23 protein-coding genes and 1 pseudogene are annotated in these 25295 nt (G+C 66.5%); 15 read left to right on the forward strand and 9 right to left on the reverse strand.

Annotation, left to right across the window (positions count from 1 at the left end; all coding sequences use genetic code 11):
• The 6 genes from LH400_RS11410 to LH400_RS11445 form a co-directional block, all read right to left on the reverse strand.
• Positions 1 to 1061 (reverse strand): ATP-binding protein (locus tag LH400_RS11410; RefSeq protein ID WP_229152810.1); only part of this gene is annotated, 1061 nt, incomplete at its 3' end.
• Between the two features lie 325 nt (positions 1062 to 1386).
• Positions 1387 to 1587: a hypothetical protein gene (locus LH400_RS11420; protein ID WP_229152811.1), complete on the reverse strand. Its 201-nt coding sequence runs from the start codon at positions 1585 to 1587 to the stop codon at positions 1387 to 1389.
• Positions 1588 to 1908: 321 nt separating this feature from the next.
• The gene (locus LH400_RS11430) at positions 1909 to 2289 is read right to left on the reverse strand and encodes an endonuclease domain-containing protein (RefSeq protein WP_229152812.1); all 381 of its coding nucleotides are present in this window, start codon (positions 2287 to 2289) and stop codon (positions 1909 to 1911) included.
• Between the two features lie 1029 nt (positions 2290 to 3318).
• The gene (gene mepA / locus LH400_RS11435; protein ID WP_229152813.1) at positions 3319 to 4341 is read right to left on the reverse strand and encodes a penicillin-insensitive murein endopeptidase; all 1023 of its coding nucleotides are present in this window, start codon (positions 4339 to 4341) and stop codon (positions 3319 to 3321) included.
• Between the two features lie 154 nt (positions 4342 to 4495).
• Complete coding sequence (locus tag LH400_RS11440) at positions 4496 to 5488, reverse strand: Gfo/Idh/MocA family protein (protein ID WP_229152814.1); 993 nt, start codon at positions 5486 to 5488, stop codon at positions 4496 to 4498.
• 110 nt (positions 5489 to 5598) lie between these two features.
• Positions 5599 to 6600, reverse strand: coding sequence for an adenosine kinase (locus tag LH400_RS11445; protein WP_229152815.1), 1002 nt, complete (start codon positions 6598 to 6600; stop codon positions 5599 to 5601).
• A 164-nt stretch (positions 6601 to 6764) separates the two neighbouring features.
• Between LH400_RS11445 and LH400_RS11450 the strand changes: the two genes are divergently transcribed.
• On the forward strand, positions 6765 to 7511 hold the full coding sequence (locus tag LH400_RS11450) for a sulfate transporter family protein (protein WP_229152816.1): 747 nt from the start codon (positions 6765 to 6767) through the stop codon (positions 7509 to 7511).
• A gap of 65 nt (positions 7512 to 7576) precedes the next feature.
• Here the strand turns inward: LH400_RS11450 and LH400_RS11455 are convergent, their stop codons facing one another.
• Positions 7577 to 7879 (reverse strand): hypothetical protein, encoded by a 303-nt coding sequence (locus tag LH400_RS11455; protein ID WP_229152817.1) that lies wholly within the window; start codon positions 7877 to 7879, stop codon positions 7577 to 7579.
• A 62-nt stretch (positions 7880 to 7941) separates the two neighbouring features.
• Between LH400_RS11455 and LH400_RS11460 the strand changes: the two genes are divergently transcribed.
• Positions 7942 to 10938 carry an N-6 DNA methylase gene (locus LH400_RS11460; protein WP_229152818.1) on the forward strand — a complete coding sequence of 999 codons (2997 nt, stop codon included), beginning with the start codon at positions 7942 to 7944 and terminating at the stop codon, positions 10936 to 10938.
• A gap of 87 nt (positions 10939 to 11025) precedes the next feature.
• On the opposite strand, the gene nth is transcribed toward LH400_RS11460, so the two are convergent.
• On the reverse strand, positions 11026 to 11796 hold the full coding sequence (gene nth / locus LH400_RS11465; protein WP_255617084.1) for an endonuclease III: 771 nt from the start codon (positions 11794 to 11796) through the stop codon (positions 11026 to 11028).
• An 82-nt stretch (positions 11797 to 11878) separates the two neighbouring features.
• On the opposite strand from nth, the gene LH400_RS11470 reads away from it, so the two are divergent.
• The 13 genes from LH400_RS11470 to phoB all read left to right on the forward strand — a co-directional run bounded on the left by LH400_RS11470 (position 11879) and on the right by phoB (position 24611).
• Complete coding sequence (locus LH400_RS11470) at positions 11879 to 12481, forward strand: DUF2244 domain-containing protein (RefSeq protein WP_229152819.1); 603 nt, start codon at positions 11879 to 11881, stop codon at positions 12479 to 12481.
• A 74-nt stretch (positions 12482 to 12555) separates the two neighbouring features.
• Entirely contained in the window at positions 12556 to 13470 is a 915-nt protein-coding gene (locus LH400_RS11475) for a bifunctional helix-turn-helix domain-containing protein/methylated-DNA--[protein]-cysteine S-methyltransferase (RefSeq protein WP_229152820.1), read from the forward strand.
• A gap of 77 nt (positions 13471 to 13547) precedes the next feature.
• On the forward strand, positions 13548 to 13763 hold the full coding sequence (locus LH400_RS11480) for a DUF8778 family protein (RefSeq protein WP_229152821.1): 216 nt from the start codon (positions 13548 to 13550) through the stop codon (positions 13761 to 13763).
• A gap of 40 nt (positions 13764 to 13803) precedes the next feature.
• Positions 13804 to 14340, forward strand: coding sequence for a DUF3291 domain-containing protein (locus tag LH400_RS11485; protein ID WP_229152822.1), 537 nt, complete (start codon positions 13804 to 13806; stop codon positions 14338 to 14340).
• 48 nt (positions 14341 to 14388) lie between these two features.
• Positions 14389 to 15081: an endonuclease III domain-containing protein gene (locus tag LH400_RS11490; protein ID WP_229152823.1), complete on the forward strand. Its 693-nt coding sequence runs from the start codon at positions 14389 to 14391 to the stop codon at positions 15079 to 15081.
• Between the two features lie 249 nt (positions 15082 to 15330).
• Positions 15331 to 16527, forward strand: a complete 1197-nt coding sequence (locus LH400_RS11495; RefSeq protein WP_229152824.1) for a hypothetical protein — start codon at positions 15331 to 15333, stop codon at positions 16525 to 16527.
• A 234-nt stretch (positions 16528 to 16761) separates the two neighbouring features.
• Positions 16762 to 18078 (forward strand): ATP-binding protein, encoded by a 1317-nt coding sequence (locus LH400_RS11500; protein ID WP_229152825.1) that lies wholly within the window; start codon positions 16762 to 16764, stop codon positions 18076 to 18078.
• 192 nt (positions 18079 to 18270) lie between these two features.
• Positions 18271 to 19281, forward strand: coding sequence for a PstS family phosphate ABC transporter substrate-binding protein (locus tag LH400_RS11505; RefSeq protein ID WP_229152832.1), 1011 nt, complete (start codon positions 18271 to 18273; stop codon positions 19279 to 19281).
• A gap of 175 nt (positions 19282 to 19456) precedes the next feature.
• Entirely contained in the window at positions 19457 to 20947 is a 1491-nt protein-coding gene (pstC, locus tag LH400_RS11510; protein WP_229152826.1) for a phosphate ABC transporter permease subunit PstC, read from the forward strand.
• On the forward strand, positions 20944 to 22266 hold the full coding sequence (pstA, locus tag LH400_RS11515) for a phosphate ABC transporter permease PstA (protein WP_229152827.1): 1323 nt from the start codon (positions 20944 to 20946) through the stop codon (positions 22264 to 22266). Before pstC ends, pstA begins: the two co-directional genes overlap by 4 nt.
• Positions 22267 to 22289: 23 nt before the next feature.
• Entirely contained in the window at positions 22290 to 23099 is an 810-nt protein-coding gene (gene pstB, locus LH400_RS11520; RefSeq protein WP_229152828.1) for a phosphate ABC transporter ATP-binding protein PstB, read from the forward strand.
• Between the two features lie 25 nt (positions 23100 to 23124).
• Positions 23125 to 23862, forward strand: a complete 738-nt coding sequence (gene phoU, locus LH400_RS11525) for a phosphate signaling complex protein PhoU (protein WP_229152829.1) — start codon at positions 23125 to 23127, stop codon at positions 23860 to 23862.
• A 14-nt stretch (positions 23863 to 23876) separates the two neighbouring features.
• Positions 23877 to 24611, forward strand: coding sequence for a phosphate regulon transcriptional regulator PhoB (gene phoB, locus LH400_RS11530; protein ID WP_229152830.1), 735 nt, complete (start codon positions 23877 to 23879; stop codon positions 24609 to 24611).
• A 305-nt stretch (positions 24612 to 24916) separates the two neighbouring features.
• On the opposite strand, the pseudogene LH400_RS11535 reads toward phoB, so the two are convergent.
• Positions 24917 to 25295, reverse strand: a pseudogene (locus LH400_RS11535) (hypothetical protein); the annotation flags it as partial.

The raw sequence follows: 25295 nt of genomic DNA on the forward strand, positions 1-25295 counted from the left end.
TCGGGAATCCGAAAAGCGCCAAGCCGCTCAAAAATCAGCCAAAGTAGTGCTAGTCTCTTCCATATCTCCGCCGTATAGATATATGAACCCGATAATGTACAGTTATGGCTTCTGATCATATCCTTTTGTTCATCGGTAAGTTTTGTCAAATGGCCTATAATATTCTCTGCATTCCAGTTGATCGAAATGGCTTCCAGATTGGAGATTGAGGCTGGAGTCTTGGCTCCGGCACCACGCTTCGCAACGTTTTCTCTTACTTTTTTTATAACTTCATCATAATCCTTTACTTTTTCAAGATGAAGATGCGGATGAATGTAGCTGATGCCATCAATCTCATGAAAAGACTTGTCTCCGTTCGAGTCGATGCACGTAATATTGACGTGCATCGTGGGGTCAGAATTTATGGCCCCAATGGCTGTCTTAATTGATAGTGCGATATGCCAGGCGGAAGCGGTTAGTAGACTCGGCCATGAGAGCACGGAGGGCTTTGTCTTTGGGCCAAACCGGATCGTGACAGAGGCGCCAGTCTCGTAATGCCCGAAGTTTTCGTCAAACGGTTCCTCAGTGGTGGGATAGACGTGGGGGTTCTCCGACGTGTTCTTATCGTGCAACCAGTCGCGTGCATTCTCCATGATTCCGGATGCGGAGAACGTCTTCGTCTTCGTGTCGATGCGGATAAAATTGAACCCGTAGGCGATAAATGTGGCCCCAACTCCTTTGCTTCCGCGGGCGTCCTCGTCCTTGAACGACTCATTAGGAGCTAGGAACCGATGAAACGCCGTTTCATCGAGGCCCGTGCCATTGTCACTGACCGTCAACTGATTGGATTGTAAATTTATGATTATAGATACCTTCTTCTGGAAGGAAGAAGCTTCTCGAGTAGCTCGTTTATCAACCGAGTCTAATGCATTCTGTATGAGTTCTGCAAAGGGATCGTACCATCCCACATAAGAATGCAAGATAGAGTGTATGTTTCGCTTTTGTCGCCTAACTGCGGCTGTTTCATCAGAAATTGCGCTGTGGGATAGTTTAAGAGGGTCGAAGCTGGAAAAGCTATTCATGATTGGCGTGTGGCCTCCCGTTTCGCATCGTCGCAATCTTAACGCGGCAACCGCGACAGATCCTAACTCGTTTGCCGTTGTAGCAGACAAATTGTAACCGGCCTGACACCGAATCTAGAACCGGACGACGTCATCGCGCTGCCGTACGGCGAACGCTCGCTGGCGCAAGCCGACGCGGGCGGACCAGAACCGCCCGACCGATTTGAAATGGAGCGACGGATGAAACGGGTCTGACCTCAGCAGCGCGAACCGGCGATCCGCCAGCCCGCGAACGGGGATGGCGTGGCCTGATAAGCCTGCCAGAAGGCCGAGCTGGCATGATGGATCAAAGCCGGCGTGTGCGGCCGGCGGTGAACTCCGCCAAAGCCGCGTCGGCGAACCTGTCCAGGGCGCCGGATTGGGTGTCGCGCTCGATCGCGGCGTCGAAACGGTCGGAATCGTAGCGCTCGAACCAGGCGCGGAATTTGGCGAGGTCTTCAGCGGAGAGCGCGGAAACGTCTCGTTCGATCTGTTCCAGCCGGGTCATGCGGGCCTCCAGCGGTTATTTTACCGCATGACAGCCAGGAAGGGCGGGAATTCCAGCCGCGCAGTCCGGGCCGGCATCGCGTCGGCTGTCTCGTGGGGCTGCAGACGGGCAAACAGGAAGGCTGTGCGCCCTTCGCGCCCCCCTCTGTCCTGCCGGACATCTCCCCCACAAGGGGGGAGATCGGCTGGGAGGGGCGCCGCTTTCTTCTTTTGAGCGGTCGTGCTTCACGCAGCAGTGCAGATCGTGGTGCGTCGGCTGGTGCAGGGTCGATCTCCCCCCTGGTGGGGGAGATGTCCGGCAGGACAGAGGGGGGCGCCTCGCTCAAGCGTCGGACGATTGCGCGCGCTCCGCCACCACTGCGAGGATGTGCGAGCAGACCCCGTCGATATCCCCGAGCACGTCGTCGTTCCAGAACCGAAGGACGAGCCCGCCGTCGGCCTCGAGCCGCGCCGTCCGCACGGCGTCGCGCAGGAGCGAGCGATCCGTCCCGTGCTGGGAGCCGTCGATCTCGACGATCAGCCTGTCGGTGGGACAGGCGAAGTCGACGATGTAACCGGCGATCGGCAGCTGGCGGCGAAAGCCGAGGCCCATGAGCCGATGGGCGCGGACGGCGCTCCAGAACTTCAGCTCCGCCTCGGTCAGCGCCTTGCGCATGGTGCGGGCGTTCTTGCGGCGGCCGGGCGGGATGGTGACGTGCGGCACGGGCGGCTCCGGTGAGGGAGGCAGTCTGCCATCGCAGCTTGTGCGGGCATACCCCCGCCTGCCAGACTGCCGGGACGAGCCGGGTCTCGTCCCGCCCTTCGGTCTCCGCACAAGGCGAGATTGGCTAGGAGGGGCGCCGCGCTTGGGCGTTCGAAGGATGGGTGCTGTCCTCGACGCTTCGTCAGTCTCGGGCTCCGTCCCGAGAATCCAGTCTTGCGACGTTTGTCGACCGATCCGGCAGCGGAAGCGTGGCTCTGGATCCTCGGGACGGGGCCCGAGGATGACGCCCTGGAGGGGGGCTGCGGCCCTCTTCGGAAATGCTGGGGTCTTACCCCAGGCGGTGCGCTCCCCTCTGTCCTGCCGGACTGCTGGGACGAGCCACGGGTCTCGTCCCGTCCTCCGGACCCCGCCACAAGGGGGGAGATGGGCGTCGGGATCGCCGCGCTTTAGCGTTCGGAAGGTGGGCGCAGGCATCGACGCTTCGTCATTCTCGGGCTCCGTCCCGAGAATCCAGTCTTGCGACGTTTGTCGACCGATCCGGCAGCGGAAGCGTGGCTCTGGATCCTCGGGACGGAGCCCGAGGATGACGCCCTGGAGGGGGGCTGCGGCCCTCTTCGGAAATGCTGGGGTCTTGCCCGAGGCGGTGCGCCCCCCTCTGTCCTGCCGGACTGCTGGGACGAGCCACGGGTCTCGTCCCGTCCTCCGGACCCCGCCACAAGGGGGGAGATGGGCGTCGGGATCGCCGCGCTTTAGCGTTCGGAAGGTGGGCGCAGGCATCGACGCTTCGTCATTCTCGGGCTCCGTCCCGAGAATCCAGCCTTGCGACGTTCGTCGATTGGTTCGGCAGCGGAGGTGTCGCTCTGGATCCTCGGGACGGAGCCCGGGGATGACGCCCCGGAAGGGGCGGTGGCCGCCCGTGCTGGCGGGGCGGCGGGCTCCGGGAGGTTGCGGCATCGGTTGGCGCGGTTGGTGGCCTTGGAAGACGGGGTCGTGCCGCTCTTCTGCTGCGACAGGGCAGTCACCCGCCCGCTACCGCAGCGGGCGGGGTTGCGGGATGGGGACCTGGGGCATGGGGGCGAAGGCGGTTGCGGCGCCCGGGGCCGCGGGGGCGCGCGTCGAGGTGCCGGTGGCGATCATTTCGGCGCCGGAGGGGCGGGCGGCCTTGGCGGGGGCGGCGAGGACGTAGGTGCATTGGCGGGGCATGCCGGAGAGCGTCAGCGGCGGCTTGGGCGTGGGCTTCTTCGCGCCGGGCTTGGGCGGCGGCGGCGGCTTCAGCGCGACGTTGAACCACCAGGAGAGCTGGTCGCAGCCGTCGCCGGTGCCGGTCGAGCGCTGCTCCTTGCAGTCGGCCGAGCCCGGCGGGCAGAACAGGCGCACGTGGAAATGCTCGTCATGCCCGTAATAGGGCCGCACCTTGTTCATCCAGCGCCGGTCGCCGGAGACGGTGTCGCAGAGCTTCTTCTTGATGCCGGGATTGACGAAGATCCGCTGCACCTGCGGCTCTTCGGCGGCGAGCTTGATGAGCGCGGTGTAGTGGTCGTTCCAGATCCGGTCGTCGACCGTGAAGGTGCCGGGCTTCAGGACCGAGCGGAAGGGATAGTCCTCGCGCTGGCGCTCGGTGAGGCGCGGGTTCGGCATCGGCCGAAGCCAGACGTCGAAGTCGAGCCCGATCTGGTGCGAGGCGTGGCCGAAGGGGAGCGGCCCGCCGCGCGCCTGGCCGAGATCGCCGAGGAGGAGGCCCGGCCAGATGCCTCTTCGCGCCGCCTCGCGCGACAGGTCCTCGATGAAGCGGACCGTCGCCGGCATGCCCCAGCGCCGGTCGCGCGAGAGGCGCATCGCCTGCCAGGTCGGCCCGTCGGCGGGAAGCTGGGCCCCGCCGGCCAGGCAGCCATTGGAATAAAAGCCGACGCTTTCGGGCGGCAGCGCCGCCGCCGCATGCTGGCGCGAGAAGATCGCCTTGGCCGGCTGTTCGGCCGACGCCGCGCCCGCGGTCGCGAAGGCGGACAGCGCCGCGCCGGCCGAGGCGGCCGCCAATCGTGCCCACAGTCTCATTCCGGCTTCCCCATTTTGGCCCCGATCGACCGGTGGCATGCGCGGGGCGAGCCTAGCCGGCCGGCATGCCGGAATGGCGAAGCGCCCCCGCTTCATGCGGGAGCCCTCGCAGAGGCTTGCGCCGATTTGATGGCCGGTGTGTTGGGGAGGGCTCTCAGCCGCCGACGGCGACCCAGTCGCCGCTTTCGCCGGCGGCGAAGAGGGCGTCGATCACCGCCTGGTTGCGGCGGGAGGATTCCAGCGGGAAGACCTCGCCGCCGCGCCCGCGCACCACTTCGGCGAAGGCGTGGACCTCGTTCTGATACTGGTCGACGCCGGGGAAGCGGAAGATCTTCTCGCGGCGATGGCCCTGGTCGTGGAGCCGCACCGTGTCGGCGTCGTAGAGCCCGGCGTTGAAGGGCGCGGCGACCTCGATGAAGCCGGTCTCGCCGTGAAAGACGATCGCCTGGCGATGCGCCATGCGGGTGCCGAGATAGACTGACATCTCGAAGGTGCCGAAATCGACCGTGCCGGCGACGAAGCTATCGGTGCCGAAATCGGGATCGGTGAGGACGCGGGCGCGCACGCGGACCGGCTCGAGACCGGTGGCGAAACGGGAGGTCACCACGGGATAGACGCCGATGTCGCGCAGCGCGCCGCCGCCGAGCTCGGGCCGGTTGCGCATGTTGGCGGGATCGACATTGTGATAGCTGAACGCCGCCTCGACATGGATGAGCCGGCCGATCGCGCCCTCGGCGAGGAGGTCGCGCACCTTCAGCCATTGCGGGTGATAGGTGACCATGAAGGCCTCGGAGACGACGACGCCGGCTTCTTTCGCGGCCGCCATCACCCTGTCGATGTCGGCAACGCTCATCCCCATCGGCTTTTCGCACAGGACGTGCTTGCCGGCCTCGATCGCCTTCAGCGTCCATTCGGTGTGCTGGGCGGTCGGCAGGGGATTGTAGACCGCCTCGACCTCGGGGTGGGCGAGGAGATCCTCGTAGGAGCCGAAGGCATTCGGGATGCCGAAGGCCGCCGCCACGGAAAAGGCGGTCTCGCGATCGCGGCTGGCGATCGCCGTCAGCGCCGAATTCGGCGCCTTGACGATCGCCGGCAGGAGGTGCTGGCGGCCGATCTTGGCGGTGGACAGGATTCCCCATCTGAGCATTGCGTGTCTCCTCCGTGGCGGGCTTTGGCTGGCTATCTGGAACGGCGCTCCGCCGCGCCTAGCGGCGCTAAGCCGGCGTGATGAAATCGCGCCGGGCGCCGCCGGGCGCGTCAGCCGACGAAGGCGGCCTTCACCTCGGCGAGGCCTTCGAGCGGGGACTGCGGCCGCGGGCCGATCTGGCCGATGATGTGGCCGGCGGCGGCGACGCCGAGGCGGGCGGACTTTTCGTGCGACAGGCCGAGCGTATGGCCGCGCAGGAAGCCGGAGGCGAAGAGATCGCCGGCGCCGGTCGTGTCGACCACATGCGGGACGGTGAGCGCGGGAACCGCGATGCGCTTGTCGCCCTCGACGACGACGCAGCCCTTCTCGCTGCGGGTGACGATGGCGAAGGCCTTGCTGTCGGCGGCGAGACCGTTCAGCGCGACATCGAGATCCTCGGTCTCGTAGAGCGCCAGCGCCTCGGCCTCGTTGGCGAAGGTGATGTCGACCGTGCCCTGGCGCATGAGATCGAGGAACTCGGCCCGGTAGCGGTGGACGCAGAAGCTGTCCGAGAGCGTCATCGCGACCTTGCGGCCGTTGTCATGGGCGATCTTCGCCGCCGCGACGATCGCTTCCTTGGCGCGCGGGGGATCCCAGAGATAGCCCTCGAAATAGGTGATTTTGGCGGAGGCGACGATTTCGGCGTCGATGTCCTCCGGCCCGAGTTCCACGCAGGCGCCGAGATAGGTCGACATCGAGCGCTCGCCGTCGGGCGTCACCAGCACCATGCAGCGGGCCGTCGGCGGAAAGCCTTCCAGCGGCTGGGTCTCGAACTTGACGCCGAGCGAGCGGATGTCGTGGGCGAAGATCGCGCCGAGCTGGTCGTTCGAGACCTTGCCGATATAGGCACCGTTGCCGCCGAGGCTGACGAGGCCGGCGACGGTGTTGCCGGCGCTGCCGCCGGAGGTCTCGATTGCCGGGCCCATGCGTCCGTAGAGATGTTCGGCGCGGCCGGCGTCGATCAGCGTCATGCCGCCCTTCTGGACCTCTTCCGCTTGAAGAAAGGCGTCGTCGCAGCGCGCGATGATGTCGACGATGGCGTTGCCGATGGTCAGGACGTCGTATTCAGCCATATGCTCTTTCCGTTGTTGAACCGTGCCGCGTCCTAGCGCATGCGGCCGGCTCTGGCCAGTTTCGCCCGCCTTTGCGGGCCGCCGCCGGCGTTGCGGGAGGATGGCGCGGTCCCTATCTCGACAAGCGGAACGGCCGGACATCCGGCCGGAAACGGAGCCGCCCCATGATCCTTGCCAGTGCGCGCCTCGCGCTCGCCGACATCCTCTCGCCGCCCTTCCGCGCGGTCCTGTGGAAGACGCTGGGGCTGACGCTGCTCGTCCTCATCGGCCTGTGGTTCGGCGTCGAATGGGGGTTCGAATGGCTGGCCGTGCCGTTCCTGGCGAACCTCTTTCCGGAGAGCCCGAACTGGCTGATGGAGGCCGGCACGCTCGCCGGCTGGGCGGCGGGGCTGGCGCTCGCCATCCTCCTGGCCTTCCTGATCGCGCCGATCAGCGCGCTGATCGCCGGCCTCTTCCAGGACGACGTCGCCGAGATCGTCGAGCGGGAAGCCTATCCCGGCGCGCCGCGGGGCCGGGCGATGCCGTTCTTCGCCGGCATGGTCCTGTCGCTGAAATTCCTCGGCGTCGTCATCCTCGGCAACCTCCTCGCCTTCGCGCTCCTGCTCGTGCCGGGGGTGAATTTCGCCGCCTTCTTCCTGGTCAACGGCTATCTCCTCGGGCGCGAATATTTCGAATTCGCGGCGATGCGCTATCGCGGCGAGACCGAGGCGAAGGCGCTGAGGATCCGCTACGGCACGACGGTCTTCCTCGCCGGCCTCGTCATCGCCGCCTTCCTGGCGGTGCCGATCCTCAACCTCCTCACCCCGCTCTTCGCCGCCAGCCTGATGGTGCACCTCCACCAGCGCGTGGCGAAGAAGGAGGGCGGGCTGGTCGAGCGGGAGGCCGAGGCGCCGCGGGTGGCGCGGGGGTGAGGGTAGGCGGCTTCGGCCCAACCCCGACGTCGGGCGACCTCCCAGCACTCCCGATGAATTGCCGTTCAGTGCGTCGATTCAGCCGCGTGGGGTTCTTGCGCGAACTGCGTGGCGTGCAGCCGGTCCATTTCCTTGTCGAACCGCGCCCAGAGGCGAGCCCCCTCGTCACCGAGCAATTCGGTGTCGCGTTCGAAGCGGTTCTCCTCGTGCACGGCGTCCAACGGATCGCGCCAAGGGAAGGTCGCTGTCGCCTCGAGCCTGGCCAGCGTCGCTTCCAGCCGGGAGCGGATCGCCGCTCGCTGTGATTGCGACAATGTGTTGCGTTCGGCGTCGTCTTGCGCGAACAAGTCTGCTTGATTGTGGCTCATGACCGCACACTTACGCCTTCGCTTTTGCACCGGCAACGGTCCTGACCAGAAAGTGGGGGATAGTGGCGAACACCTGGCGCGGAGATCGCCTGCCCGACATCGTGCGAGCGATGGCCTCGCGGCCGCGACACGAGGCGTTGCGCGGCCTGGTCACGGAACTTTTGCGGGAAGGCTTCGGCGCCGCGTTCAGCGAACTCGAGCACGAGCGCTACCTCGTCGACAACAGTGGACGCATCGACGTGGCGTGGGGCGCCACTGTCATCGAGCTGAAGAGCGATCTTCGCCGCGAAGAGCGCGATGTCGAAGCCCGCATGCCCGACTACCTCGCCGACGTGAGCCGCGGCAGCGCGGCCGGCCGCACCACCGTCGGTCTTGCCACCGACGGCGCGACGCTCATCGCCTACGCGCTCGATCGCGGCACGCTCGCGCCAATCGGCCGCTACGAGGTCGAGGCCGAGCACCCCGAACGGCTGCTGAGCTGGCTCGAACCGTTGCTATCGCCCGTTCCCGAGGTGATGCCGACGCCGATCGCCGTCGCGCTCGCCTTCGGCCGATACAGCCTTGCCTTCGGCCGTGCGCATGCCGAGCTTCAGCGGCTGTGGTCCGAGGTCGGCGGCCATCCCGAAGTGCGATTGAAGCGCGACCTCTGGGATGGATTGCTGCGTCAGGTCTACGGCGACGACGTCGGCAGCGACGCGCTGTTCCTCCAGCACACCTATCTGACCATCCTGGTGAAGGCGATCGCGGCGCGCGTCCTCGATCTGGAGATCGGCGACCCCGGGGAGATGCTGTCGGGCCGGCTGCTGGCAAACGAAGGCATCGTCGGCGCCGTCGAGGCAGACTTCTTCGACTGGCCGCTGCTCGCCGGCGGCGGTGACGATCTCGTCCGCTCGCTGGCAGCGGAGACCGTGCGCTTCCGCCTGCGCGATGTCGAGGTCGACGTGCTAAAGAGCCTCTATGAAAGCCTGATCGACCCCGACGAGCGCCACGATCTTGGCGAATACTACACGCCGGATTGGCTGGCGGCGCGGGTCGTCGCGGCGGCGGTCCCGCGCCCGCTGGAGCAGCGCGTGCTCGATCCGTCCTGCGGCTCGGGGACCTTCCTATTCCACGCGCTGCGCCGCCTGATCGAGGCGGGCCGCGCGGCGAAGCTGCCTCCCGCCGAGATCGTCGCCACCTGCGCCGATCGGGTGTTCGGCATCGACGTGCATCCCGTCGCCGTCGCGCTGGCCCGCGTCACCTGGCTCTTGGCGCTCGGCGATCTGGTGCAGGATCGGCCGGCGACGCTCACCGTGCCCGTCTACATGGGCGACTCCATGCAGTGGAGCCTGCGTCCGCTCGGCGCCTCGGCCGAAGTGCTGGTCGACGTGCCGCCGAATGATCCGCCTTTGCGCATCCCGGCGGGCCTCGCGAGCGACCTCGGCCTGTTCGAGCACGCGCTCGACGAGCTCAATCGCGGGCTGGACACCCTCGCGGAGCCGGAGACGGTTCGGGACGCCGTCGTCCGTGCCGGCGCCACAGCCGCGGACGCGGCCTTGCTCGGCCGCACCTTCGCGCAGCTGAAGCAGCTCTATCTCGACGGCCGCAACCACATCTGGACCTTCATCCTGCGCAACCTCCTGCGCCCGGTCTGGCTGTCGCATCCCGACCACCGCGCCGACGTCTTGATCGGCAATCCGCCCTGGATCGTCTATCGCCACCTGAGCGCCGAGATGCAGGAACGACTACGGGAGGCGCTTCGGAGCTACGGCCTCTGGGTCGGCGGCAACCTCGCCACGCAACAGGACATGTGTGCGCTGTTCTGGGCGCGCGGCGCCGAGCGCTACCTGCGCGACGGCGGCACGCTGGCGCTGGTCCTGCCCTATGCCGCGCTAAACGCTCCCGTGTTCGCCGGGATGCGCGACGGCAGCATACAGCGGGTGAAGGTGGCGATCACCGGCGGCTGGGGGCTGGAGCGGGTCTGGCCGATCTTCGGGGCGCAATCCGGCAGCAGCACGACCAGCACCTGCGTCCTCTTCGGCGAGCGCGACCGCGCAGCGCCGGTGCCGGCGGAGATCGATCGCTGGGTGGGGGTGCTCAAGCGGCGCGATGCCAGCGAGGCCGAGGCGAGCGAGGCGCTCGCTCATGTGCGCGCCGCATGGCCGAGGCCGCGGACGCTGATTTCCGCGTCGCCTTACCGAAAGCGCTTCCGCAATGGTGCAAACCTCTTTCCAAGGCGATTCTTCCTGGTCGAGCACGCCGCAACCGGGCGCCTGCCGAGCCGGCGGGAGGCTCCGCGTGTGCGGGGGCGTGTAGGCAATCTCGACAAGCGGCCGTGGACGGGCGTCGAGCCTCCCGAGGGTGCAGTCGAACGCATGTTCTTGCGCCAGATCGCGCTGGGCGAAACCGTAGCGCCCTATCGCATACTCAATCTGGGGACCGGATTGGTCCCGATGGAGGACGGTGCAATCCTTAACTCAGCCACCGCGGACGCGCGCGGGTATCGTGGGCTTGCCGCCTGGCTGCGCGACGTCGAGGGGAAGTGGAACCAGCACAGCAATAAGGCTGTCGACGGCTCACCTCGTAACACGTTGGCGCTGTCACTCGACCATCTTCAGAAGCTTTCGGCGCAGGCCGCGAAGGTGTCAATCCGCGTTCTTTACTCTGCCTCTGGGACGCGACTGAGCGCATGCTGGCTCGAGGACGACCAGCCTGTCGTTGATAAAAAGGCCTACTGGTCGGCAGCCCACTCGCTCGAAGAAGCCGCCTACGTCTCTGCGATCCTGAACACGCGTGTCGTGCTCGATCGCGTCAAGGACCTCCAGCCAGTCGGCCAGCGCGATCCGCGTGACTTCGACAATCTCGTCTGGACGCTGCCGATCCCCGAATTCGACGCGGCTGAAGCGCTGCACGTGGACCTTGCCGCGGCCGCGCTGCACGCCGCCGCAGTCGCCGCGCGCGTCGAACTGCCCGACGCCGCGCATTTCACCACTAAGCGGCGGGCGATCCGGCAGGCGCTGGCCGAAGACGGTGTGGCGGAAACGATCGAGCGTCTCGTCGACGCGCTGCTTCCGCCTTGACGCCGGCGCTGCAGAAGGTCCGGGTTCCAACTAAGCCGCCCGGTACCGGCTGGTCCGCTCCCACCCTATCCCGCCGCATCCCCCCTACTACGCCGCCGCCATCCCCACGCCCAGCTCCACCAGTTCCGCCGGCACGTCACTCGTCTTCACATCCGCCTTGCAGAGGTCCGCGATGACGCAGTGCTCGCATTCCGGCCGCCGCGCCTTGCAGACATACCGCCCGTGCAGGATCAGCCAGTGATGGGCGTGGCGGCGGTACTCAGGCGGGATGATCGCGAGGAGGCGTTCCTCGACCTCGTCCACCGTCTTGCCGGGGGCGAGCTTCAGGCGGTTGCCGAGCCGGAAGATGTGTGTGTCGACGGCGAGCGTCTCCTCGCCGAAGGCGGTGTTGAGGACGACGTTTGCGGTCTTCCGCCCGACGCCCGGCAGCGCTTCCAGCGCGGCGCGGGTCCGCGGCACCTCGCCGCCATGCTCGGCGACGAGCTTCTGGGCGAGCGCGAAGACGTTCTTGGCCTTGTTGCGGTAAAGACCGATCGTCCTGATGTGCTCGCGGATCGTCTCCTCGCCGAGCCCCGCCATGGCCTCTGCATTGTCGGCGAGCGCGAAGAGGCCGCGCGTTGCCTTGTTGACCCCGGCATCGGTCGCCTGCGCCGACAGGACGACGGCGACGAGGAGGGTGAAGGGATTGGAATGTTCGAGCTCGGGCTGCGGCTCGGGCCGCTGGACCGAAAAGCGGCGGAAGATCTCGGCGATCTCGTCCGGCGTGTAGGGGATCTTCGGCCGGCGCGGCTTCGCCGGGGCGCGGGGCCGGGACCCCGGGGCCCGAGACTTCGCAGGGCGGGAACCTGGCTGCGACAAGCCGCCTTTCGCCTTTTTCTTGACCGCGGGCGCGGCCGGTCCGATCTTTTCGTCCATGAGCGCCCTATAGCGAGACGCGCCGATGGCTGACAATGGCATCCCTCCGGGCGAGGGGGAGAATTCCGGACGGCGGGAGACCGGGCCTGCCGGCGCGGGCGATCCGCGTGGGCCGCGGGCGGAGGGCGTGAGCGGCGAGGGCCGGGGCGCGCGGGCGGAGGCCGACCGGCCGATCTTTGAGGCGCTGCTCGTGCCTTACCGCTCGCTCGGGCGGACCGGCTTCACCATCCTGATGAGCTTCTTCTGCCTCGTCAGCATCGTCACCGGCGCGCTCTTCCTCGCCAATGGCGCCTGGCCGGTGGTCGGCTTCTTCGGCCTCGACGTGGCGCTCGTCTGGTGGGCGTTTGCGGCGAATTATCGGGCCGCGAAGGCGCGCGAGGAGGTCGTCGTCTCGCGCACCGACTGCGCCATCCGCAAGATTTCGCCGAAGGGTGTCGTGCGCGAGGCGCATCACAATCCGTTCTGGGCGCGCTTCAAGGTCTCGCGTCACGAGGAGATCGGCATCACAAGGATGAGCGTCGATTCGCGCGAGGCCTCGACCGAGATCGGCAGCTTCCTCAATCCGGACGACCGGGAGAGCTTCGCGACGGCCTTCAACCGGGCGCTGCTGACGGCCAAGGGGCGATAGGCGCCGCATGGCCAGAAAACGGGTGGCGGGGCCATGCGAGGAGGCGCATGTTCGGGCCACAAGGGAGATCTGCCATGCTGTCCATCGCGCCTGAAGCCTTTGCAACCGCCCGCCCGATGCCGGTCTCTCCGGCCAGCCCCACGGCCCTGTCGGATTACGAGACGGTCCGCCGGACGATCGAATTCATCTCGACGGAATATTCCCGCCAGCCGAGCCTTGCCGAGATCGCCCATGCGCTCGGCCGCTCGGAGGAGGCGCTGACGGCCGTCTTCCGGCGCTGGTCGGGGCTGACGCCGAAGGCCTTCCTGCAGGCGGTGACGATCGACCATGCGCGCCGGCTGCTCGCCGACGGCGCCTCGCTGCTCGATGCGGCCTACGAGGTGGGGCTCTCCGGGCCGTCGCGCCTGCACGACCTCTTCGTCAAGCACGAGGCGGTCTCGCCCGGCTCTTACAAGGCGAAGGGCGAGGGGATCGACCTCGCCTACGGCTTCCACCCGACGCCCTTCGGCCTGACGCTGGTCGTCGCGACCGAGCGCGGGCTGGCCGGCATCGGCTTTGCCGAACCCGGCGAGGGCGGCGAGGCGGCGGCGCTTTCCGACATGCGCCGGCGCTGGCCAAAGGCGATTTTCACGCCCGACCCGGACCGCACGCGCGAATACGCCATGCGGATCTTCGAGCCGGAGAACTGGCGCTGCGAGCGCCCCTTGCGGATCGTGATGATCGGCACCGACTTCGAGATAAGGGTCTGGGAGACGCTGCTGTCGATCCCGCTCGGCCAGGCGACGACCTATTCCGACATCGCCGCGCGCATCGGCGCGCCGAAGGCGGCGCGGGCGGTCGGGGCGGCGGTCGGGCGAAACCCGATCTCCTTCGTCGTGCCCTGCCACCGGGTGCTCGGCAAGTCCGGCGCGCTCACCGGCTATCACTGGGGCATCACCCGCAAGCGGGCGATGCTGGGGTGGGAATGCGGCCTGCTGGCGCGCGAGTGAGGGGCGGGCGCCGATGGAAGACCCGCTCCCGATCTGCTATATGGCGTTGTACGTATTAGGCGCGGGCTCAGGCCATCATGCATCAAAAGATGACCATCGCGCTCGACGAGACGGGCTATGAGGGTCTCTATCGCACCGTCGGCCCGCGGCGCATGAGCCAGTTCATCGAGGATCTCCTCCGGCCGCATGTTCTGGGCGCCGCCCTTGACGACGGCTACCGGGCCATGGCGGCGGACGAAGGCCGTGAAGCCGAGGCGGAGGAGTGGTGCAACGGCCTCGCCGGATCAATTTGAAAGCGCATCGGATGGTCCCAGTTCGTTCGAACCCGATGACATGCATCGTCTAGCGCTCTACAGCTTCGGTCTTCTCGATCGCCCCCTGGACCATCCGGCCAACCGCGGCTTTCGCGACCGTAACGAGGCGAATTTCACGGCAGCCGAAACAAGCCCCGGGTTTATTGCTCGATCGGGCTATGATGGCGATCCAGGCCCACCAAGCTGGGGCCGTCATCTCTATCCGCGGTTCTACAAGGAGTTGGGCGACGGCCATTCTCCGTCCACGCTGTCGCTTTGGACGAGCCTCGCCGCCGCCTACTCCTTCACATATCGCGACCCTATCCATCGGGACGCGATGCGGAAAGGCTCGCAATGGTTCAGACGCGGAGGCTGGCCGCCCTACGTGCTGTGGTGGGTCGACGCGGATCATGTACCGACCTGGGAGGAGGCGGTAGCCCATTTCGAGCAACTAAATGACAATGGTCCGACTCCGCAAGCGTTCAATTTCCAGGCGCCGTTCGATGCGGCGGGTCTTGCGACAGCCGTCCCGAGGGGTGCAGGTTGCGCCGTTCAGCGCTCCGTTGCCGGCGACTGAGAGCCGGCGACATTTCTCAGATCCTGCCATGCAGGCCGGTCCAAACCCGTGACCCCCGCCGAGACAGACGAAACCTTCCGCCGCCTCGCGGCCCGCATGCCGGGCCGCACCGCGACGGCGAAGGGGCCGAAGGACCAGCCGGACCCGTTTCGCTCGGTGGTGTCGTGCCTCCTCTCGGCGCAGAGCCGCGACGTCAACACGGCGGCCGCTACGTCAGCTCTGTTCGCCCTGGCGACGACGCCGGAGGCGATGGCCGACCTCTGCGAGGAGGCGATCGCGCAGGCGATCAAGCCCTGCGGGCTCTACAACATGAAGGCCCGGAGCCTCGTCCGGCTGTGCCGGGTCCTGATCGACGCGCACGGCGGCGTGGTGCCGCAAACGCGCGAGGGCCTGATGGCGCTTCCCGGCATCGGGCGCAAATGCGCCGACATCGTCATGAGCTTCACCTTCGACGCGGCGGTGATCGCGGTCGACACGCATGTCCACCGCGTCTCGAACCGGATCGGCCTCACTGCGGCGAGGAGCGCCGACGCGACCGCCCGCCAGCTCGAGGAACGCGCGCCGGACTGGGCGAAGCGCGACGGGCACTTCTGGCTGATCCAGTTCGGCAAGGCCATCTGCGTGTCCAGGCGGCCGAGATGCGAGGCCTGCTTTCTCACCGATCTTTGCCGCTGGCATGCCCAAAACGGCCCGCTCGGATCGGTGCGGCCCGATGCGCCGGGGGCGGCGGAGCAGGACTGATCCGCTCCGGACCAAGCACCCGAACCCGTGGCCGCTCGCTGGCCGAGCCGCCGCCTTCTTCCTGAGACGCGGAGGGGTTCAAAGGCCCTGCCGGCGACGCCGGATTGCGCCTCACAGATCGCTGCAACAACGAGGCGGGAGGGGCGGGCGCGGCTTTACGCATTGAACCGGGCCTTCCGACTGCTAGTATCGACGCGCTTTGCGAGGGCCGGGGGCCGATCGCGAACTGGAATGGGAGCGTGGCGGACGTTGTCTAATGCAATCGAAACGAGCCTGCGTCGCGCTCTCGCCAAGGGTGACGCCGACGACCCCGATTTCAGGTTGCAGATCTACGAGGCGGCCGAACGCGCATTGTTGCGCCTTGAGGGGGACGAGGCCGTCGACCCGGCAGGAACGGACGGCCGCCGCGAGCAGCTGATCGCCGCCATCGAGGCGATCGAGCGCGATCACCTGCCCCGGTCGTCGTCCTCCCCGGAGGCGTCCGATGGCGAGGAGCAGGCGGTTGCGGGGGAGGCTGCGGCAGACGAGGCGAACGCGGCGGAGCCTGCGGCGCGGCCTTTCGCAGGCACGGACGGTTCGGATGAGGCCGAGGCGGCCGAGGTGGACGCCACCCCCGGCGCCGACGAATCCGCTGACGCGCCAGGGCGCGCCGAACGCCCGCAGGACGAATCTTCGCCGGGGCAGCCGGGATCCACGCAAACGCCGGACAAGATCTCAGCCGATCGCCCGGCGTCGCCGCGCGCGTCGCGGCTCAAGCGCTGGATGCGGAAGGACCCGGAGAGCCCGCGCGACGGCATCGTCAACCGCGTCGTCGTTCCCGCCGTCATCCTTCTGCTCCTCGTCTTCCTCCTTGCGGTCGGTGGATGGCTGCTGATGCCGTTCTTCACATCCGGCACGCCGGGCGCCCCGGAGCGGGCCGCAGCCCCGGCCGAGCCGAAGATGTCGATCGAGGACGCGATCCGGTCGGCCGATACCGGCGGAACGCAGGGTGTCGCGGGATCGCCGGCCTGGACCGAGGTCTTTTCCGGGGCGGGCGCCGTCGACGCGGCGGCGGTTGCCGGTACGGTCGAAGCGGCCGAGGCCGGCGGGGAGCCGGCCGCGCGGATCCCGGCGTCCGATACGGGCGCCGACGGGGCCCGAGAAACCGTATTCGTCATTCCCGCCGACATCGCCAGGCGCTTTGCCGGCCGCAAGGCGACTGGAGAACTGACCGTCGCTTCGCCCGATGAGGCGAGCCGGACCTTCACCGTGCGCTGCCTGTTCGGCGGCGAGACGGTTTGCGGACGGCAACGCTTCACGGCGAGCTCCACGGAGGAGCCCTTCCTCATCCAGATGGACATGCCGGCCTCCATCGAGGAACCCGGTCAGATCGCGATCGACCCCTCGATCGGGACGGGAGCAAAGGACCTCCTCGTCATGGGGTTCCGCCTCCGCCCGGCCGAGTGAACCGCGAGATGCCGATCGAGAAACAGGTCAATGCATGGACGTCGGACGTCCGCCCTGTTCCGGCGTCGCCCGTCCCGCATCGTCGCTTGAAGGCGTCTCGCGCCGCGGCCGGATCGCCTGCAGGGCCGGAGCGGCCGGGCATTGCTGCCGTCACGGAAATTGAAAAGTCCCGCGTTAGAACATCGTGATGATGACGCCCGACCGATTCGCCCTTGAGACGGCCGAGGTGCCGCGATGAGCCGGACGATGGCGGCAGACGAGGACTCAACGCGGGTCCGGCTTGCGGGCCGTCGCGCCAAGCGGATCCTGGCGGCTTCCGGCGCCTGTCTGGGCCTCCTCGGCTGGAGCCATCCCGAGGTCGCGCTCGGCTGCCTCGCCGTCTTCGTCGTGATCGCTCTCGTCGTGCTCTGGCCGAGCCGCGCCGGCATGGCGCAGGAGCGCATGCAGGCCGAAGCGCGGTCCGAACTCGTCTGGCCGGGGCGCGGCATGAAGGCGATCGTCGAAGCGCTTCAGGAGCCGGCCTTCATCCTCGATCGCGGTCTCCTCCTGCGCTACCGCAACCCGGCCTCCTTCGTCGCCTTCGGCAACATGACGCTTGGCGATCCGTTCTCGCTGCGCTTTCGCGCGCCGGAACTGATCGCGGCGGTGGAAAGCGCCATCCGCAATCAGGCGCCAGGCCAGGCGACGCTGGACGAGCGGCGGCCGATCGAACGCACCTGGCAGGTCGAGATCCTGCCCGTGCCCGCCTATCAGGGCGAAAGCCCGCACTTCTTCCTGGTGCTCTTTCGCGACCGCACCGCGGAGCGGCGCACAGAGCGGATGCGCACCGATTTCGTCGCCAATGCCAGCCACGAGCTGCGCACCCCGCTCGCCTCGCTGACCGGCTTCATCGAGACGCTGCAGGGGCCGGCGCGCAACGATGCGCAGGCGCGCGAGCGCTTTCTCGCCATCATGCGCGAGCAGGCGCAACGCATGTCGCGGCTGATCGACGATCTTCTGTCCCTGTCGCGCATCGAAATGAAGCGTCATTTGCCGGTCAACGCCCGCGCCGACCTCGTTTCCGTCCTGCGCAAGGTGCAGGTGCAGATGGCGCCGCTGGCCGAAGAACTCGGGATGACGGTCGAATTCTCCCCGGTCGAGGAGGCGGTCCTCGTGGTCGGCGACGAGGACGAACTGATCCAGGTCTTCGCCAATCTGGTCGAGAACGCCTGCAAATATGCGGAGTCGGGCCAGCGTGTGGAACTTTCGATCGCGCATGAGACGGAGCGCGGCGAGCCGGTCATCGATGCGTCCGTGCGCGACTTCGGTCCGGGCATTCCCCCTGAACATGTGCCGCGTCTGACCGAGCGCTTCTACCGCGTCAGCGTCGGCAGCTCCCGGGCGAAGCAGGGCACCGGGCTCGGCCTGTCGATCGTGCGCAACATTCTCCTGCGCCACAAGAGCCGGCTGCTCGTACAATCCGAGATCGGAAGGGGAACAATCTTCACTGCCCGCTTCCCTGCCACGGCGTCGGAATCGCCGATTCAGCCACTCGTGCAGTATTATTCATAGATATCAATAATTTACATTGTCATATTGCTGATACCGACCTGTCATAGAGAGTTCGTCCAGCACCGATAGAGGTGTCCGCGAACCGTCGATGCCAGCAGGGTGGCACTCAAGGCTCGGTTCGAATTGAAACTCCTTCAGGAGACACCAGCTGTGAACAAGAAGATTCTTGCGGGCCTCGCGCTCGGCACCGCCATGGCGTTCGTCGGCCAGGCCAACGCGCAGAGCAACGATCAGATCCAGGTCGCCGGCTCCTCGACCGTTCTGCCCTACGCGCAGATCGTTGCCGAGAACTTCGGCGAGACCTTCCCGAACTTCCCGACCCCGGTCGTCGAGTCCGGCGGTTCGTCCGCTGGTCTGAAGCAGTTCTGCCAGGGCGTCGGTCCGGACACGATCGACATCGCCAACTCCTCGCGCCAGATCCGCGACTCCGAGATCCAGGCCTGCGGCAAGGCCGGCGTGAACGAGATCCAGGAAGTCCGCTTCGGTTATGACGGCATCGTCTTCGCGTCGGATGCGTCCGGCCCGGACTTCGCCCTGACCCCGGAAATGGTCTTCAAGGCGATGGCCGCGAAGGTCGTTCAGGACGGCAAGGTCGTCGACAATCCGTACAAGAAGTGGAGCCAGATCGACTCCGCGCTCCCGGACCAGGACATCACCGCCTTCATCCCGGCTTCGAACCACGGCACCCGGGAAGTCTTCGAAGAGAAGCTCCTGGCCGAAGGCTGCAAGGCCTCGGGCGCTCTCAAAGCGTTCCAGGACGGCGGCATGGACAAGGATGCGTCCAAGGACCAGTGCCTCCAGGTCCGCAACGACGGCTCGGTCTCCGAGATCTCCGGCGACTACACCGAGACCCTGTCGCGCATCGATGCGAACAAGCAGGCGATGGGCGTGTTCGGCCTGGCGTTCTACGAGCAGAACCAGGACCGTCTGAAGGTTGCGACGATCAACGACATCACCCCGTCGGCCGAGACGATCGCTTCGGGCGAATATCCGGTATCGCGTCCGCTGTTCTTCTACGTGAAGAAGGCTCACATCGGCGTCGTCCCGGGCCTGAAGGAGTATGTCGACTTCTTCCTGTCCGACCAGATGGTCGGCCCGGACAGCCCGCTGGTCGAGTACGGCCTGGTTGCCGCTCCGGAGTCCGAGCGTGAGCAGCAGCGCAAGGACTTCGACGCTGGCACCACCATGCAGACGCAGGGCTGATCGCCCTGTCGGCGCCCCGCTTTGAGGCGCCGCTCATGATCGCCCGCCGGCCTTCGGGTCGGCGGGCGGCTCCATACAGGTGCCAAGTCGCGATGCGACATCTGCTCGATGATATGCCGGCCCGGCCGCAAGGGCGACAGGGCGCGAAACCGCCGCTTCCCGCAGGAGACCCGGTGTGTCGATCTTGACCATCTTCCTGATCGTGCTCGCCATCGGCGCGATCGGCTTCTATCTCGGCTTTACCCGCTCCAAGAAGTTGGCGCATGGCGCCGCCGGCAAGCTGCACTCGCTGCCGGTCTATCACGGCTCCTACGTCCTCTCCTGGACGCTCGTGCCGTCGCTCCTGGTGCTTGCCGCCTGGCTGATCGTCTCGCCGATCCTGATCGCATCGCAGGTTCGCGGCGATTATCCCGAAGGGGTGCTGGCGCAGTCCTCGCTGACCGAGGACCTCTCCTACGGCATGATCCAGTCGATCGGTACCGGCCTCCGGCTGCTTCCGGACGACGAGCGCGAGGGCATTTCGGACAACACTCCGATCGCCGATGTCGTGCCGCTTCTGCAGCGACGCGGCATGCCGATCGCCTCCGCCAGCCGGGACTGGATGCTGCCGCTGGCGATCCAGCGCAACGCGCTGCAGGACGTCAGCCAATGGGCGATGACGGTGGTCGTCATCCTGCTGGCGCTGGCCGGAGCCTGGTGGGGCTACAGCCGCATCGCCGTCCGGCTGCGGGCGCGCAACAGCGTCGAGGCCGTCATCCGTGTCGGTCTGATCGTCTGCTCCTCCATCGCGGTCCTGACGACGCTCGGCATCATCCTCTCGATGCTGTTCGAAACGATCGACTTCTTCTCGCGCGTTCCCGCCACGAACTTCTTCTTCGGGACGGTCTGGGAGCCACGCTTCGCGGCTGCGGGTTCGGGCGGCGCGGAAGGCCAGTTCGGTCTCATCCCGCTCCTGGCCGGCACGCTCTACATCGGCGCGGTCGCCATGCTCTTCGCGGTGCCCGTCGGCCTCTTCGCCGCGATCTACATGGCCGAATACGCCGACAACCGCGTCCGGTCGATCGTGAAGCCGCTGCTGGAGGTGCTGGCCGGCATCCCGACCATCGTCTACGGCTTCTTCGCCTTGATCACGGTGGGGCCGTTCCTGCGTGACCTGTCGGCCCAGCTCAGCAATCTGGTCGCCGGCAATCCCTATCCCTTCATCCAGGCGCAGAGCGTGCTCACGGCCGGTCTCGTCATGGGCATCATGCTGATCCCCTTCGTCTCCTCGCTCTCGGACGACATCATCACCTCGGTGCCGCAGTCGCTGCGCGACGGCTCGCTCGGCCTCGGCGCCACTCGCTCCGAGACGATCAAGAGGGTGATCCTGCCGGCGGCGCTGCCCGGCATCGTGTCGGCGCTGCTCCTCACGGCCTCGCGCGCCATCGGCGAAACGATGATCGTGGTCCTGGCGGCGGGCGTCGCCGCCAATCTGACGCTCAACCCCTTCGACGCGATGACCACCGTGACGGTCAAGATCGTCAACCAGCTGACGGGCGATCTGGAATTCACCTCGCCCCAGACGCTCGTCGCCTTCGCGCTCGGCATGACGCTCTTCGTCATCACCTTGTGCCTCAACATCTTCGCGCTCTACATCGTGCGCAAGTACCGGGAGCAGTATGAATGACCGACGCGACCGCGAACGACGCGGCCCGATCCGCGAGCTCCTCGGGCGGCCGGCGCGACATCGGCATCAAGCGGCGCTATGCGGCCGAGCGCCGGTTCAAGGCTTATGGCATCCTCGCCATCGTCATCGGCGTCCTCTTCCTGATCGCGCTTCTGTGGAGCGTCGTCTCGAAGGGCTATACCGCCTTCTGGCAGACCGAGATCCGGGTGCCGATCACCTTCTCCCAGGAGATCATCGATCCGGACGCGACCGGCGGCAAGGATCAGACCGCGCTGATGATGGCGAACTATCCGACGCTTGCCCGCGATGCGATGGTCAGCGTCCTCGGCATCGACCCGGATAACCGCAAGGCGGTGCGCGAAGCCAATGCGCTGATTTCGAACGGCGTGCGGGTTCAGCTCCGCAACATGGTGCTGAACGACCTGTCGATCATCGGTCAGACCGAAGAGGTCTGGTTGTATGCGAGTTCCGAACTCGACAGTGCGCTGAAGGGCCAATACGACCTCGACGTCGCGGAAAGCCGCCGGCCGATCAGCGACCAGCAGCTCGCCTGGATCGACCAGCTGCAGGAAGAGGGCCGGCTGGAGCAGCGCTTCAACTTCGGCCTGTTCACCTTCGGCGCGTCGAGCCGCGCCGAGACGGCCGGCGTCGGCGTCGCCATCATCGGCTCGCTCTACATGATGGGCATCGTGCTCGTCCTGTCGCTGCCCATCGGCGTCGCGGCCTCTATCTATCTCGAGGAGTTCGCGCCGAAGAACAAGTTCACCGATCTGATCGAGGTGAACATCAACAATCTCGCCGCCGTGCCGTCCATCGTGTTCGGCCTTCTGGGCCTGGCGGTGTTCATCAACTGGTTCGGCCTGCCGCGATCGGCGGCGCTGGTCGGCGGCCTGGTGCTGACCTTGATGACGCTGCCGACGATCATCATCGCGACCCGGGCCGCGCTGCGGGCCGTGCCGCCGTCGATCCGCGACGCCGCGCTCGGCATCGGCGCCTCGCGGATGCAGATGGTGTTCCAGCACGTGTTGCCGCTCGCCATGCCCGGCATCCTGACGGGGACCATCATCGGCCTCGCCCAGGCGCTCGGCGAAACGGCGCCGCTGCTGCTGATCGGCATGGTCGCCTTCGTCGCCGATTATCCGTCTTCGCCGCTCGACCCGTCGACGGCGCTTCCGGTACAGATCTACATGTGGGCCAACGAGGCGGAGCGCGCCTTCGTGGAACGCACGTCCGGTGCGATCATCATCCTTTTGATGTTCCTGGCGATCATGAATATTGCCGCAGTCCTCCTTCGTCGCCGCTTCGAACGGCGCTGGTAGTCACTCTCAGGGTTTCTTCTATGATGGAAAACATTCAAGCGACGCTAGCGAGGGGGCCGTCCGTGGCCGCACAGCGCCCGACCAAGATGACCGCCGAGAAGGTCACGGTCCATTACGGCGCCAAGCAGGCGCTCTACGACATCGACCTGGTGATCCCGGAGAACGAGGTCACCGCGCTGATCGGCCCGTCGGGCTGCGGCAAGTCGACCTTCCTGCGCTGCCTCAACCGGATGAACGACACGATCGACTCCGCCCGGGTCGGCGGCCTGATCAAGCTCGACGGCGAGGACGTCTACGACAAGAGCATCGACGTCGTGGAACTGCGCGCCCGCATCGGCATGGTGTTCCAGAAGCCGAATCCGTTTCCGAAGTCGATCTTCGAGAACGTCTCCTACGGCCCGCGCATCCACGGCCTCGCCAAGTCCAAGGCCGATCTGGAGGAGATCGTCATCACCTCGCTGAAGCGCGCCGGCCTGTTCAACGAGGTCAAGGAGCGCCTGCACGAACCGGGCACCGGCCTGTCGGGCGGCCAGCAGCAGCGCCTGTGCATCGCCCGGGCGATCGCCGTTTCGCCGGAAGTGATCCTGATGGACGAGCCGTGCTCGGCGCTCGATCCGATCGCCACCGCCAAGGTGGAGGAACTGATCGACGAGCTGCGCGAGAACTACACGATCGTCATCGTGACGCATTCCATGCAGCAGGCGGCACGCGTGTCGCAGCGCACGGCGATGTTCCATCTCGGCTATCTGGTCGAAGTGGGGCCGACGGAGAAGATGTTCTCCAATCCGGACGACAAGCGCACCCAGGACTACATTACCGGCCGCTTCGGCTGATCACTTCGGAAGAAAGGAATCACCGATGGCCGGACATACCGTCACGTCCTACGAAGACGAGCTGAAATACATCGTCCGCCGGATCTCGGAGATGGGCGGCCAGGCCGAGCGCATGGTCGAGCAGTCGGTGCATGCGCTGATACGCAGCGACTGGAGCCTCGCCCAGTCCGTGGTCGCCGACGACGTGCTTCTGGACGCCGCGCAGCGCGAACTCGACGAGCGGGCGGTGATGACCATCGCCAAGCGCCAGCCGATGGCGATCGACCTGCGCGAGATCGTCGGCGCGATCCGCATCTCCAACGATCTCGAGCGGATCGGCGACCTCGCCAAGAACATCGCCAAGCGGGTCATCGCGGTGCACGAACATTCGCAGCCGGTGCAGCTGGTGCGCGGCATCGAGCATCTGTCGGATCTCGCCCTGGAGCAGCTGAAGGAGGTGCTCGACGCCTATGGCGCGGGGGACGAGCGCCGGGCGATCGCCGTTCGCGACAACGACGCCGAGATCGATGCGATGTACACCTCGATCTTCCGCGAGCTGCTCACCTACATGATGGAGGATCCGCGCAACATCACCGCCTGCACGCATCTTCTGTTCTCGGCGAAGAACATCGAGCGGATCGGCGACCACGCGACGAACATCGCGGAGACGATCTACTACATCAAGACCGGCGAGCAGCCGGAAGACGAGCGGCCGAAGGGCGACCGGACCTCCAGCATGGTCCAGCCGACCCCCGAGACGCCTGCCGCAGGCTTCGAAGGCTGAGGGACTCGCAGGGCATGTCGACACGCATTGCGGTGGTTGAGGACGAGGAGGCCCTGGGCGTCCTCCTGCGCTACAATCTCGAGGCCGAGGGCTATCTGGTCGACGTCATCGTCAGGGGTGACGAGGCCGACATCCGGCTGAAGGAGGAGGTCCCGGATCTCCTCATCCTCGACTGGATGCTGCCGGGCCTCTCCGGCGTCGAGCTCTGCCGGCGGCTGCGCCAGCGGCCGGAGACCGAGCGCCTGCCGATCATCATGCTGACCGCGCGGGGCGAAGAGTCCGAGCGGGTGCGCGGCCTCTCGGTCGGCGCCGACGACTATGTGGTGAAGCCGTTCTCGACGCCGGAGCTGATCGCCCGCGTCAGGGCCATGCTGCGGCGGGCGAAGCCCGAGAAGATCGCGACGCTGCTCACCGCCGGCGACATCGACCTCGACCGCGAGACGCACCGGGTGCGCCGGGCGGGCCGCGAGATCAAGCTCGGGCCGACCGAGTTCCGGCTGATGGAATTCTTCATGCAGTCGCCGGGCCGCGTCTTCTCGCGCGAGCAGCTCCTCGACGGCGTCTGGGGCCGCGACATCTATGTCGACGAGCGCACCGTCGACGTCCATGTCGGGCGCCTGCGCAAAGCCATCAACCGCGGCCGCCAGCGCGACCCCATCCGCACCGTCCGCGGCGCCGGCTATGCGCTGGACGAGCAGTTCACGACGGCCAAGCCGGGGATGGTGCGGCAGAAGGAGAGTGCGGGGTAGGGGGATTGCGGGCGGCGAGAGCGGTTTCGTCAGCTCTTGCCGGCGGGCAGCGCGCCGAATGGTAACGTCGCCATTGGGCCGGGAGCAGGAAGACGGCTTTCGGAGCATGTCCCCCAATGCGGACGCTAAAGTAGCGATAGCCTAACCTGATGGTTCGGACCTTCGAGGCGGTTCGCTGTTATTGAATCCATTCTGATTACATGCGGCAGCTGCTTGAACAATCCCGATCTGCAGCAGAATACCTAAAGCAGGATTTGTGCATATAAGAAGAAAGTCGGGCGATCGCAGAGCATCCCATACGAAGATCATGCCTGTCCGTCACCATCCCCCTCTGCCTGACGTATGTCTCTTAGGTTCGCATCCAAGGCGAGGAAGCTGCCGTCCGAACATTGCTGCACCTCAAGGAAGCCAGCCCGCTCGAAGATCGTCCAAATCCTGCGATCTGCTCGCTCTAGCCACAACTGGATGGCTAGCAGCTGTCGCATCATAAAGCGGGACCCGTGTTCGTCTAGGTCGCCGGGCCATGCACCTTCATGGAACAGCCGATGGACGAAGTAATCTCGTTTGCCTTTGATCCACCTCAGATAGTCCATATCAGCCGGATCAACCGTGTGCTCCTCCAGGATCTTAGAGACCGTTTGAGAATGGGTTTTGCCTGGATCTGATTTATGATTCACACTCCGG

This window comes from Jiella soli (genome assembly GCF_020615385.1).
Classification (GTDB): Bacteria; Pseudomonadota; Alphaproteobacteria; order Rhizobiales; family Rhizobiaceae; genus VKMB-3413.

Bases quoted from the DNA above. Each gene is read 5' to 3' on its own strand.
- LH400_RS11420 (WP_229152811.1), bottom strand. From the start codon at position 1,587: ATGACCCGGCTGGAACAGATCGAACGAGACGTTTCCGCGCTCTCCGCT.
- mepA (WP_229152813.1), bottom strand. From the start codon at position 4,341: ATGAGACTGTGGGCACGATTGGCGGCCGCCTCGGCCGGCGCGGCGCTG.
- LH400_RS11440 (WP_229152814.1), bottom strand. From the start codon at position 5,488: ATGCTCAGATGGGGAATCCTGTCCACCGCCAAGATCGGCCGCCAGCAC.
- LH400_RS11445 (WP_229152815.1), bottom strand. From the start codon at position 6,600: ATGGCTGAATACGACGTCCTGACCATCGGCAACGCCATCGTCGACATC.
- LH400_RS11450 (WP_229152816.1), top strand. From the start codon at position 6,765: ATGATCCTTGCCAGTGCGCGCCTCGCGCTCGCCGACATCCTCTCGCCG.
- LH400_RS11455 (WP_229152817.1), bottom strand. From the start codon at position 7,879: ATGAGCCACAATCAAGCAGACTTGTTCGCGCAAGACGACGCCGAACGC.
- LH400_RS11470 (WP_229152819.1), top strand. From the start codon at position 11,879: ATGGCTGACAATGGCATCCCTCCGGGCGAGGGGGAGAATTCCGGACGG.
- LH400_RS11475 (WP_229152820.1), top strand. From the start codon at position 12,556: ATGCTGTCCATCGCGCCTGAAGCCTTTGCAACCGCCCGCCCGATGCCG.
- LH400_RS11480 (WP_229152821.1), top strand. From the start codon at position 13,548: ATGCATCAAAAGATGACCATCGCGCTCGACGAGACGGGCTATGAGGGT.
- LH400_RS11485 (WP_229152822.1), top strand. From the start codon at position 13,804: ATGCATCGTCTAGCGCTCTACAGCTTCGGTCTTCTCGATCGCCCCCTG.
- LH400_RS11500 (WP_229152825.1), top strand. From the start codon at position 16,762: ATGAGCCGGACGATGGCGGCAGACGAGGACTCAACGCGGGTCCGGCTT.
- LH400_RS11505 (WP_229152832.1), top strand. From the start codon at position 18,271: ATGGCGTTCGTCGGCCAGGCCAACGCGCAGAGCAACGATCAGATCCAG.
- pstA (WP_229152827.1), top strand. From the start codon at position 20,944: ATGACCGACGCGACCGCGAACGACGCGGCCCGATCCGCGAGCTCCTCG.
- pstB (WP_229152828.1), top strand. From the start codon at position 22,290: ATGGAAAACATTCAAGCGACGCTAGCGAGGGGGCCGTCCGTGGCCGCA.
- phoU (WP_229152829.1), top strand. From the start codon at position 23,125: ATGGCCGGACATACCGTCACGTCCTACGAAGACGAGCTGAAATACATC.
- phoB (WP_229152830.1), top strand. From the start codon at position 23,877: ATGTCGACACGCATTGCGGTGGTTGAGGACGAGGAGGCCCTGGGCGTC.